The organism is Spirosoma lituiforme (genome assembly GCF_054776635.1).
This window is the reverse complement of record NZ_BAAHBO010000001.1, coordinates 1,759,151-1,771,799: the sequence shown is the minus strand read 5'-3', so window position 1 is coordinate 1,771,799 and position 12,649 is coordinate 1,759,151. Positions and strand designations below refer to the sequence as shown.

Below are 12,649 nucleotides of genomic sequence, written 5' to 3'. Positions count from 1 at the left end.
ATCATCATGAAAAAAATACTGTACATCGGGCTATTGGCACTGACGGCCACCGGCTGTTTTAAAAACAGTAACCTCAATATCGACCCCAATCGCTCGACGACCGTCGACCCTTCACTGCTGTTTTCGGGGGCCAGCACCCAGTTTTCACTGTTGCGCGTGGCCGAACTTACCTGGCCCGTAGCGCTGATGAGCCAGATGTGGGCATCTGGTGGCCGCTGGGGACTGGAGCAGGCAAAGTACGACCAGACCCGTATCCGATCGGCCTGGGGACGTACATACACGGATGTACTGAAAAACCTTGAGGTAGCGATTAAAGTCGCTCAAAGCAGGCAGCCGGTCAACCAAAATGCCGTGGCGCAATGCAAGATCATGAAAGCGTATGCCTATTCGCAGACGTCACTGCTCTGGGGGGACATCCCGTTTACCGATGCCGCTACCGGCACAGTCGATCTACCCAGATTTGATAAGCAGGCTGACGTACTGAATGGCACTGTAGCGTTACTCGATGAGGCTATTGCGCAGATTGACCCGTCCAGCAAGGGGATCATTGCCCCCAATGATCTGTATTACGGGGGCGACATGACGAAGTGGCGCAAATTTGCCAACTCGCTCAAACTACGTATTCTGTTTTCGATGGTTGATGCCGATCCAACAAAAGGAACCTCGATTGGGCAGTTGGTCGCAGCGGGCAACATGATTGGCGCAACGACCGATGCCATGCAGTTTCAGTATTACAACCAGCCTGGTCGGCAGAATCCACGTTACTCGTTCACGGCTATTTTCCGGGGCGGGGTCCAATCGGACTGGTACTGCTCGAACGTCGTATACAACCTGCTGACATCGCTCAATGATCCCCGTATCCCGTATTTTTTTCAGCCCGGACCCGGAGCGGCAGCCAATGAATACGTAGCCCTCAACACGGTTGAGAATTATACGCCCAAGTCGTCGCTGGTGAATATGAACCTGCTCCGGGCCGATCTGCCGGAAGTATCTTTTTCATACTCGGAACAACTGCTGCTGGAGGCCGAAGCCCTTGCGCGCGGATTCGCCACTGGTGGGTTCGATCTGGCGACGCAACGGATGCGGGCGGGTGTCCGCGCGTCGCTGGTGTCGTTTGGCGTATCAACTGCCCAGGCGGATACGTATGCAAACCAGCTGCCTGCCTTGACGTCGGCTAACTATCGGGTTGTACTGGCGCAACAGCAATACCTCGATTTGTTTATGCGGCCCGTGGAAGGCTGGATACAAAATCGCCGGTCGGGTGTAATGGGTCAGGAAATTCCGGCGATGACCACTCCGGCAGGTGCCCCCGTGGCGGGTCTGGTCCGGCGACTGCTCTACCGCAGCGAAGAGATAAATTCCAATCCGAACACGCCCACGGGTTTAGCTATTGACTCCCCTCTGTGGTTTGATAAATAACGACCAAAACACTGTTCCCCGAAAGGCCTTGTTGAGAAGACTTCCGGCAGTACATGGGCAGAAATCAGTCAGATTCAGTAAAGCGGTACCGGGGTTTCCGGTACCGCTTTGTTGTTTGGGGGAGCGTATAGACTGGCGCTGGTTTCTTCACAAACACACGCCATAACTACCCTGCTCGCAATCAACGAATAAGTATACCAACAGCCCGGTAACCTTTTATAGAGACACGGGAAGGACCGATGGGCTGACCCTGGCACGACTAAGTCGAATAAAGAACCCCAACCTGCCGACCAATGGGCAAAACCAGTACACTCCCTTGCCTGATGCGCCTGCCGTATGCGCGCCTGTATGCTATTGGTCTGTTGATGATATGTCTTTTTACTACTGGGGCGGGGGCACAGTCACCTGAACCGGTGCGACCCCGCATCGTTATTACGGCTGATCCGGAACTCGATGACAATAACTCCCTGATCCGTTTTTTGCTGTACAGTAGCGATCTACAGATCGAAGGGCTCATCTATGCGAGCAGTGGGTACCACTGGGCGGGGGATGGCAAAGGAACAAAATGGTTCGTTCCCGGAAGGGAGTATAACCGCTTCGGGTTGAACCTGTGTCCGTGTGAGTCGTGGCGGTGGGCCAACGATGAACGATTCATTCATGACGCTGTCGAAGCCTACGCGAACGTATACCCGAACCTGAAAGTCCACAACCCTGACTACCCCGATCCGCGTGAGCTTCAGCTAAAAATCAGGTATGGAAATATTGACTTCGACGGGGATATATCGAAGAATACGCCAGGCTCGGACCTGATTAAAGCCCTGATGCTGGATGAGAAGCCTGGTCTGCTATTCATTACCGCCTGGGGAGGTCAGAGTACAATTGCCCGGGCGCTCAAATCCATTCAGGAACAGTATGAATACACCATGGAGTGGGAGGCCATCCGGAAGAAAATAGCCCGGAAAGTAGTGCTGTTGCCTTCCGGCGATCAGGACGATACGTACGCAACCTACATCAGACCGAACTGGCCCGATATTGAGTACCGTCAGTTCAAGGGTGGCCCTAATTACGGGTACGGGGCGCAACTGGGCGCCAAGCCCGAGAATTCTGTTTACCTGACTGCCGCCTGGATGAAGGAAAATGTAACGGATCGCGGACCGTTGGGAGCCCTGTACCGGGTTTGGGGTGATGGTAAACAGATGGTAAAAGGCGACATTATGGATTATTTTGGCCTCTCCGGCTATACCAGTGATGAACTCAAAAAGAAGGGCTATGCCGTATGGATGCCTGTCCAGCCGAAAGGGTCCTGGCTGGGGGAAGGTGACGACCATACCTTCATGAATATGCTGGGAAATGGATTGCGCGCCCACGAAGCAGGTTCGTATGGGGGCTGGGGCGGGCGCGAGGTAGGTAAAAAGGACGCAGCGACTATGTTTTCTCTGGCGGCCGCTCAGGATACCAGTGCCAGTGCCATGGCCAGTTCCCTGAGCACATTAACAGACCAACTGGCTAAAGGGGCACAGGCGATGGCCTACCCTGATTTCTTCCCGCAGGCACAGCGCGATTTTGCCGCTCGGCTCAAATGGTCAGTAACTCCCCAATACGCCAATGCCAATCACGAACCGGTTGTAAAGATTGAAGGACCGTTAACGGTACTGGCGTTTGCCGGCGAGAAAATTCGACTCAACGGGGCCGTTTCGGATCCGGACGGAAATGCGGTTAGCATCCGCTGGTGGCCGTTTCAGGTGGGTACTTACCCTAATAAGGTAACTATTTTAAAGGCTAATTCCCCACAGGCCGAGATGCTCATTCCCAGCGATGCCGTGGGCGGGCAGACCATTCATCTCGTTCTCGAAGCAACGGATAATGGAACGCCCGCGCTTACCCGATACCAGCGGGTTATTGTTACCGTAAGAGCTAAATAAACTTGCCAGGCCACGCTCGCAGCACTACTTGTCGCAATGGCAGGGAAAACGGACAAGCTTGCCCAGCGGCTTGTTCACCCTGGCCCTGGCACCGGCCGATTTGGGAATGAACGCGATCGTTCCTGTTGATGGTATTGTTGTTGTTGCAACCGGTTGCCCGTATCGGGCGTAGAAGGCTTGTACACATGTTTTCGGCAACCGATCGACGCACAAGTTTATACCCGCAAAATCATTCAACGTGTAAAAGCGATCGAAAAATTGCCACTGCGCTTCGGTGAAGCAGGTGGTAAGGTGATTGGCGTACATGAAATCAGGAACATTGGTATGGCTCAGTAACTGCGGCCAGCCAGCCTGCAGAAACGGTTGAATCTGCACATCGTGAAGGCGCCCAAAGTATTGCCCGATTGTCTTTTTGCCATGAAACCGTTTGTAGGAATAGAGCATCGTCGTTGTGCTGTACAGCGGGCACAAGCCATTCGCTCCCCCCACGCCATTACCCCCGACCACACAAAATGGCCAGTCTAAAATAGCTTCGCCCGGTTGTTGCTGGATACGCTTCATGTAGGGACCGAATGACGCCGGAAAATAGTAGGGCTCCCAGCTGTATCGATACTGGAACACCGTACCTAGTTCAACCAGACCAATGAGCAGCAGTGGAATCCAGAGAGAAGCAGGCAATCGGGTTGGCAGGTACAGCGCCAGAAGGGCGACGATGACCGGATAGAGGAGCGTAACGCGTGAGGGATGACGGTTGAACCGGCACCAGGGAAAAATCTGTAACGATGGGATGCGAATAGGATGGTAAATGAAGTGCAGAATGAAGAAAACAGCCAGGGGCAGATACGCCCATCGAACGGCTCGCGGTGTGTACCAGAAGCCAAGGCAGGCCAGCCCCAGCAGCAGCCAGCCCGGACTTCCGGCCCCGTAGCCTTCCGGCATGTCATGATAGGGATTATGGATGGCGTAGTCGGCCAGATGGATACCGGGGAAGTAAGGTTGAAGCAGGCGCAGGGGGTGCATCCAGCCATGATCACCCCCAAACGGGTCGGAAAAAGTAAATACGGATGCCTGGCGCAGCACATCCAACAGCAGAGGAATATAAAAAAGAGCTAGGCAGCAGGAGGCCAGTAACAGGGCGGTTGATGATACGGGATGCCAGCTGGTCCGCCAGTCTGCCAGGGTTCGATGCAATAAGTCCGATACTTTGTCTGGCTGTCGAAAAGCTCTGTAAAGTAGTATGCCGGCTATAAACAAGGCACTGAGGGTAAACGAACTCAACGCGTACCCCATCACATAGCCCAGGTCAAGACCTAGGCACAAGGTGAGCAGCAGTAATTTTAGCAGCACCAGCTTCAACGGGATTTGCTCCTCAAGAACGACCCGCCGAACCAGGAGAAAATCCGTAAGTAGACTTAAAACCGCCCAGTGAATAAGGCTATAGGCAAAATGGCCAGGGTATTTGTTGAGTGCGTAAAAATTAAGGAACGTGACGATAAAACCCGCCAGCCACGCGCGGGTATCTCCATAATCCGTTCGCAACAGAAGATACGTTCCTGCGCTGGTTATCAACAGACTTAGCAGGTAATACACATTGAGCCAGGGACCCATACCGAAAAGAAGGTAGCCTAGGGCATACCAGCTGTTAGACTCAAAAGCCCAGCCCTGAAAAGCGTGGTTGGTACCATACGGGAAGAAGGTTTGATCGCTGACCAGATTAAGATGGGGCAGAGGAGTGAACGAAAGGTTCTCAATCAGGTAATAACCCATATACTCCCACTGATCTGTATCGCCGGGTAGCACCTCAGTCAGAGGTCCCGAAAAATTACGGATGAAAAAGACGCCGTACAGTAGTGTAAGCAGGGCAAAAAGACCGATGCCAACTTTACGGCTGGCTAGTAACGGAGGAGACTGACTGGGTATAGTAAGCGTAGCGTAGAATTTTTGCATCAAGTTAAACGATAGGTTGTGGCAACGAATATAACTTAATATATCAATTAAGGGACAATCGAATGCATATCGTTTTAGCCGCAGTCAACGGAACTTTCCTCAAGTATGTACTCTTTCGTCTTATCACTGATTAATGCTTTTTTAATGATTCAAATAGTTGATAATGAGTAATTTATCTTTTACTTAAAAACCGATGCCAGGTATTTCAGGTTGTAGGTATCAACTGCCATTCTGAATACCATCATGCACACTGCCGAGTATATTCTGATTGTCTATGCCATTGTCGTAACAGTAGCTTCGTTTCTCAATTTTATTCGCCTGGATTACTGGTGGATTCGGATCTGGGATTTTCCACATCTACAGCTTACTGTGCTGGCAGCTATTGGGCTCGTCTGCTGGGTTGTTATTAATCACAGCTTTACGGGGTATTACAGCCTTGTGCCCCTTGGTCTGCTGGCGACGCTTGGCTACCAGGGATGGCTAATTTACCCGTTTACGCCCCTGCACCCGAAACAGGTTGCCCGATTAGCCAACCAAACCGGCAACGATGAGTCAACTGATAACACGATTCGGCTGCTGGTAGCCAACGTGCTGATGGATAATACCCAAATGGATCACGTCCGGAACCTGGTTGATAAGCACGAGCCCGACGTAATTCTGTTGCTGGAGACCAATAAAAGGTGGCAGGATGCCATGGCACCGATAGAGGCCAACTATCCCCACCAAGTACTGCATCCACTGGAGAATACGTATGGTATGCTGCTCTACTCGCGCTTGCCAATTCGCCACCACGAATTACGATTTCTGATTCAGGATGATATTCCGTCAGTCTATGCGCAGTTGGAATTGCCTTCCTCCCAAATCATAAACTTTTATGGGGTCCATCCTATGCCGCCCAGTCCTACAGAGCATTATCGCTCAACGGAGCGGGATGCCGAACTGTTAATTGTAGGGAAAGAGGCTCGTGAGCGGGGGGGGGCTACCATTGTTGCCGGTGATCTGAATGACGTAGCGTGGTCGCACACAACCCGTTTATTTCAGCGGGTAAGTGGTTTGCTCGATCCACGTATTGGACGAGGGATGTACAATACATTTCATGCGTGGTATTTCTTCCTGCGCTGGCCGCTGGATCACGTATTTGTTTCGACTCACTTTCAGTTACAGAAAATTCTCCGGCTGCCCAATGGCGGATCTGACCACTTCCCGATGTTTATCGCGCTAACGTATGTATCTGAGCCAGAGCGGGTGGTTGAGGAAGTGCCGCAGCCCGAAAAAGACGATCTGGAAGAAGCCCACGAAAAAATAGCCGAAGCTAAGGAAGAGTAGTCAGATTTGAACGATGTTCCATATACGTAAGTTCGTGCGTATATGGATTCGGCCAACACCGGATAGCGCTGGCCGAAGCAATTAATCAACTGAACTAATCAATTTATCAGGAGAAGCCAAGGGGCTGTTCGCTGGAAACCGACAACTGGACCGCCAGGTCCGTGATCCGGTTTTGCATCATGTTTTTCAGCGCCTGCCAGCCCGTGTTCCACCGACGAATTACATTCACCTTTCGTACTTCCTCCGGTTCTTTCGGTTGGTTAGGCTGTTCGTAGTACTCGGGCATCCGGGCTGTCATGTGGCTGACAATGGCTTCAATAGAGCCATTCAGGATCAGATCGGCATCGGCTTTTACCAGTTGAATCAGGGCACGGCACATGGATGCGGTATAGAACGCACAGTCGATGTCCTGATGCCGAACCGGTACGCCATCGTGCAAACGCTGAAGTTTGACGCCACCATCTTCGAGCCTGTCTGAAGCAGGGGCCTCGTCGGCGGGTTGCGGAAAAACAGCATCGATCTTCTGCTTGAATTTATCCCACCAGGGGGGGCGCTGACCCGGATTGAGGGTGTCGCAGAAGATAATTCGCTGGGGCAGTGTAGGCAACGCAGGGTCCATAACCAGTAGAGCAGCCCCCAAATGGCGGTCGTCGGCCGCGTGACGTCGCTGAATAACGAAGCAATGGGGTTGCGTAACCCCTTCGTCATTCAACTGCTCGGTCATGGCTTTAACGTACCGTAGCGAATCGTCCATGTAGCCTTCCGTAATGACATGAACGGGTAGTTCAAAGTCAGAAGGCACCATCGCTTCCCAGCGAAGCTGATGCGCCAGAATGGTCAGGGCTGTGCTATCGGTACGGCGGGTGCCGAAATAAACACCAATATCTTCCCGGGGTGGCTCACCGTTCGTTTCGGTCAACTGAATGGTGTCGCCATAAGTACCCTGCCGGCTAAGCGGGCTGTAGCGAAACGGCACCTCCAGGTGCTCGCGCTGGGCGGCTATATTATAGATACGCTTTTCAAACTGAGCCAGTAGCGGCTCATAAGCGTCATTTTGAAAGTAAACCTCGTCGATGGGTCGAAGCAGGTGGCGGGCTATATGCTCTTGTTCAAGCAGGCGCTCGAAAGCATCTTCCCGGTGTTTAAAGAAACTGCGCAGGGCACCCTGCTCCACAAATTCTTCGACATCTCCTTCGCCCTCCAGGCTCTTGGTCGATACCGTACCGTGTTCGATCCAGTCGCGCAGAAATTGCTTAACGGCCAGATCGAAACCATGATTGGCCGCTTCGGCCTGATCAATGGTGTAGTTTGTCTGATGAACTCTTAACTTGGTGATGGGATCAAAGAATGCCCCAGCGGTTTTATTCATTGATTACGGTACGGTATAAAGAGTGGTAAAATGGCGCTTTGGTAACCCAGCCGCTCGATAAACTTATTATCCACAGGCTAAATTAACGGTTTTTCGGGAGGTTGCCAAAACGCTGCTGTATATTAAAACAACGCGGATTCGTAGGTGAGAAGTTTCCACGCCAAAATCTATTTTCAAAACCTGTTTAATCGGAGTTCAACAACAAATTGCGTCGACAGTATGGATGTGAATAAGCAGTAAAAAAGCCTGTACTCCAGACTTTTAAAATGGTCAGGTTCTTATCCCGATCGATTCGTAAATTCCGTTAATTCATTCCCCCGTGTAATGACTGTAGTAGCAGAATCATTTTGGCTTTGGCAGTTTCTGGGTAGGCTGCACCCACTGATGGTTCACTTTCCGGTGAGCTTGTTGTGCATCGCCTTGCTACTCGAAGTCATCGGTTGGCTTCGAATGTCAACGGAATGGCAGCCGGGCATCAGGGCAATGGTCTGGATTGGGGCCATTAGTTCAATGGTGGCGGCTTCGTTGGGCCTGCTTCTCGTGAACCAGGACGACTACGGCGGAGATACCGTCGCCATTCACCAATGGTCGGGGCTGGCAACCATGTTTCTGGCCATCGCGACCGTTGTTGCCCTTCGGGCCGGGCGGATGGCACTCTACCGAAGTTTATTAGCCGTTACGGTTCTTGGGGTTAGTCTGGCGGGGCACTACGGGGCCATGCTTACCCATGGCGACGACTACCTGAGCAGCGTGTTGCCTTCCAGCCCGAAACCGACTATACCAGCTACCGAAGAGTTGAAGGTAACCTTCGCTACAGCCACTAGGGGTAAGCCTCTGGACGAAAAGCAGATCGGTGAACTGAATCTGGAAGTCCGCTCCATTCTGGCGCATAACTGTTACAGTTGCCATAGTGCCACCAAAATCAAGGGTGGGTTACGGCTGGACCAGAAAGAGTTTGTGCTGAAGGGAGGAGAAAATGGGCCTGTTCTGGTCGCTGGTCATCCCGAAAAAAGTGACCTGATTCGGCGTGTCAAACTACCCGCCGGTCACGAAGACGCCATGCCCACCAAAGGCAAGCGCCTGACGGAACACGATGTGGCCCTGCTCGAATACTGGATTCAGCAAGGCGCCCCCTGGCCGAGCGGAGCCGAAAAAAGTATTTATCAGATAGCGGCTCTGGAACCCCGACTGCCCGTCTTACCCGAATCGACCAATGGTCTGACAAATCCTATTGACCGTTTCGTTAACGTTTATTTCCAACAGCATAAACTTGCCTGGAAAAACCGAGTCGACGATCGGACGTACCTGCGCCGGGTGTACCTGGATGTGGTAGGCCTGCTGCCGACGCCCCGGCAGATTCAAACCTCCGAAGCCGACACCCGGCCGAATAAACGCGAGAAGCTGGTTAATGAGTTGCTCAGTCGGAACGCTGACTACGCCCAGCACTGGCTAACGTTCTGGAACGATGTGCTTCGGAATGACTACACCGGAACCGGGTACATAACGGGTGGCCGTTACGACATTACGCGTTGGCTGTACACTTCGCTGAAAGCCAATAAACCCTACAATCAGTTTGTCCGGGAACTTGTCAGTCCAACCAAAGAATCGGCGGGGTTCATCAAAGGCATTAAGTGGCGGGGCACCATCAACTCAAGCCAGCGAACGGAGATGCAGGCCGCACAAAACGTATCGCAGGTGCTCTTGGGCCTGAATCTGAAATGTGCGTCGTGCCACGATAGCTTTATCAGCGACTGGAAACTGGCCGATGCCTATGCATTTGCTAATGTGTTTGCCGACACAACCCTGGAAATTAATCGTTGTGATAAGCCGACGGGCAAAATGGCCGGGACCCGGATTATCTTCGAACAACTGGGAACGATCAACGGCAAAGCGACGACCGAAGAACGGCTGCGGGAACTGGCCGATTTTATGGTGCAACCCAAAGACGGTCGCTTGTACCGCACGGTTGTCAACCGGATTTGGGCGCAGGTGATGGGGCGGGGCATTATCGAACCCGTTGATGTGATGGATAACGACCCCTGGAGTCAGGATTTACTGGACTGGCTGGCCTCGGATTTTGTCGCCAATGGGTATGACATAAAGAAGCTGATGGCTACTATTCTGACTTCCAGAACGTATCAGCTTCCGTCTGTTGGACTAAAAGATGCTGACCTGATTACGTCGCCCAAGTTTGTCTTTCAGGGTATGGTTCGCCGTCGACTCACGGCCGAACAGTTTGCCGATGCGGTCAGTCTGGCCTTTAGTCCCGTATACATCGACACTTCCATCGTGGAGAAGCTGTTTCCCAAAAAAATCAAGAAAGAGGTGCCCTTCGCGCGGGCATCGTTGGTTAAGAACGATCCATTCCTGACGGCTCTGGGACGCCCAAACCGCGAAACGGTCAGCACTAGCCGGTCATCGCAGGCGAATCTGTTGCAGGCATTGGAGCTGACCAATGGCGAGCAATTTAACGACGCCCTCAAACGGGGAGCCCAGCAATGGAAAGTCATGTACCCAACGTCGGATATATTGGTGAAAAATCTCTACTGGCGAGCCCTGGGGCGTAATCCTGAACCAAAGGAACTGGCCATAGCCCGAAAAATTGTGGGTAACAACCCTAGCACAGAAGGCATTCAGGATCTGGTATGGGCCATTAGCCTGCATCCCGAATTTCAATTGATTTATTAGAAAAGTCACCGTAGGAGTGGTGTCAGATGCTATAATCTGACGCGGGGAGGTTTCTCGAAACCAAACAAATGCAAAAGGTTGCAAGAAATCATTATGGTGTCAGCTACTCATAACCGACACTACAGAGCCGGAAGGCTCACGAAAGTACAGTAAGAAACGACACCTGGTATCTTATAACTACCTGATACACATGATTACCTTTAGGTGTATTCGGGCTATAACAATATGGGAGCTAACTGGAACAGGCGGGAGTTTTTGCGGAAAACAAGTGCGGCTACTATGGCCGCTTTTGCGTCAGGGGCTCCCATGTCGAGTTTGCTGTCGGGCTGTAACCGGCCGCTGAAATCGGGCCAGCTGACCAGCACCGCCGATACCGTTATTCTGCTCTGGATGGCGGGAGGGATGGCGCATACCGAAACGTTTGATCCCAAGCGCTATACACCTTTCGAGAAGGGGATGGATGGTAACCGTGTGCTGAGCACGTTCAAGCCAGTGCCCACGGTACTGGACGGAATTAACTTTTCGGAAGGGCTTCAATCCATTGGTAGCGTGATGGATAAAGGAACGCTCATTCGGTCGTATGTAGCCGCCGATATGGGGCATATCCTGCATTCGCGCCATCAGTATCACTGGCATACGTGCTACGAACCGCCCCAGACGGTGGCCGCTCCGCACCTGGGTTCCTGGATCGCCAAAGAGTTAGGTCCCAAAAATCCGGTCATTCCTGCTTTCGTCGATATTGGCCAGCGATTCACCGTGGGTGAAGCCGAAGAGCTGAAGGCGTTTCACACGGCTGGTTTCCTGGGGAATGAGTACGGACCGTTCTTCATTCCTGACCCGAGTCAGGGGTTGGACAGTGTTCGACCACCCGTTGGCATGGATGCCCGGCGATTTGAACGGCGAAACCAGCTTTACAACGACCTAATCAGCAAGGGGCCGATGGGTGAATATGGTAGCGATTACCAGAAAGAGTCGCTCAAACGGTCGATGGAGCAGGCTTACCGATTGCTCAACTCACCGGAAGCCAAGGCATTTGACCTGAGTAAAGAACCGAAAGCCAGTTATGATATCTACAATACGGGCAAATTTGGTCTTGGCTGCTTACTGGCTCGCCGGTTAACCGAACAGGGTGCCCGCTTTATCAGCGTCACAACCGAGTACGAGCCGTTCAAGGGCTGGGACACGCACGAAAACGGCCATACGCGTCTGGAGGATATGAAAAAACAGGTTGATGGTCCGGTGGCGCAACTGATCAAAGATCTGGATAAATCGGGCCATCTAGCGCGTACAATCGTTATTCTGGCCAGCGAATTCAGCCGGGATATGATGGTTGAAGGGCGGCCGGATGCTAAAGTACAGGAGCAGGTTGAACAGCCGGAAAAGCTTTCTGATCTCAAGTTCTACGGTATGCACCGCCACTTTACCGATGGCTGCTCGATCCTGATGTTCGGCGGGGGCATCAAGAAAGGTTTTGTGTATGGCAAAACCGCCGACGAACGCCCCTGCAAAACCATCGAGAATCCAGTGCATATCGAGGGAATCCACCAAACGATTTACCACGCGCTCGGCATTGCACCCGACACGCACTACGACGTGGAAAAACGCCCGTTTTATTCAACCCCCGACGGCACGGGCAAACCCGTACTGGCCTTACTGGCGTAAGAAAAGCACGCCCTTTTCTAATCGAGCATCTTTCATACGGTTCTGATGCGAGCGACTTATACCAGCTATGAGTCGCTGGCTCAGTCTGTTATCGCTATTCTAGCTGGCCCTGAAACCAGGTATAGTATTCTATTTGCCTAAAAACATCATGTAATTAACCTATTGTAATTACTTATACTATCTATTAGTGTACCTAAAAGTATATTTTATTAACAATTTTAACTTAAAACTTATAGTTTTGCAAAACCGTAACAATAGGTTAGGGGTTCGTTAGCTACTCCCTATTCTTACGGATCAACCCATCTGACATTCGTTT

The 12,649-nt window shown here is 52.0% G+C and carries 7 protein-coding genes; 5 read left to right on the top strand and 2 right to left on the bottom strand.

Annotated features, from left to right (window positions below; translation table 11 throughout):
• The first annotated feature begins 6 nt into the window (after window positions 1-6).
• Together ACYU87_RS07520 and ACYU87_RS07515 are read left to right on the top strand one after the other, a co-directional pair.
• Window positions 7-1,419: a SusD/RagB family nutrient-binding outer membrane lipoprotein gene (locus ACYU87_RS07520; protein ID WP_461133410.1), complete on the top strand. Its 1,413-nt coding sequence runs from the start codon at window positions 7-9 to the stop codon at window positions 1,417-1,419.
• Between the two features lie 413 nt (window positions 1,420-1,832).
• Window positions 1,833-3,341, top strand: a complete 1,509-nt coding sequence (locus ACYU87_RS07515; RefSeq protein ID WP_461133409.1) for a DUF1593 domain-containing protein — start codon at window positions 1,833-1,835, stop codon at window positions 3,339-3,341.
• A 24-nt stretch (window positions 3,342-3,365) separates the two neighbouring features.
• On the opposite strand, the gene ACYU87_RS07510 is transcribed toward ACYU87_RS07515, so the two are convergent.
• Entirely contained in the window at window positions 3,366-5,288 is a 1,923-nt protein-coding gene (locus ACYU87_RS07510) for a hypothetical protein (protein WP_461133408.1), read from the bottom strand.
• A gap of 243 nt (window positions 5,289-5,531) precedes the next feature.
• On the opposite strand from ACYU87_RS07510, the gene ACYU87_RS07505 reads away from it, so the two are divergent.
• Complete coding sequence (locus tag ACYU87_RS07505; RefSeq protein ID WP_461133407.1) at window positions 5,532-6,614, top strand: endonuclease/exonuclease/phosphatase family protein; 1,083 nt, start codon at window positions 5,532-5,534, stop codon at window positions 6,612-6,614.
• Between the two features lie 106 nt (window positions 6,615-6,720).
• On the opposite strand, the gene ACYU87_RS07500 is transcribed toward ACYU87_RS07505, so the two are convergent.
• Entirely contained in the window at window positions 6,721-7,983 is a 1,263-nt protein-coding gene (locus ACYU87_RS07500; RefSeq protein WP_461133406.1) for a hypothetical protein, read from the bottom strand.
• 324 nt (window positions 7,984-8,307) lie between these two features.
• Here ACYU87_RS07500 and ACYU87_RS07495 point away from each other — a divergent pair, with 324 nt between their 5' ends.
• Both ACYU87_RS07495 and ACYU87_RS07490 read left to right on the top strand, forming a co-directional pair.
• A complete protein-coding gene (locus ACYU87_RS07495; protein ID WP_461133405.1) occupies window positions 8,308-10,671 on the top strand; it encodes a DUF1549 domain-containing protein in 2,364 nt (787 codons plus the stop codon).
• A 225-nt stretch (window positions 10,672-10,896) separates the two neighbouring features.
• On the top strand, window positions 10,897-12,333 hold the full coding sequence (locus ACYU87_RS07490) for a DUF1501 domain-containing protein (protein WP_461133404.1): 1,437 nt from the start codon (window positions 10,897-10,899) through the stop codon (window positions 12,331-12,333).
• The last annotated feature ends 316 nt before the right edge of the window (window positions 12,334-12,649 follow it).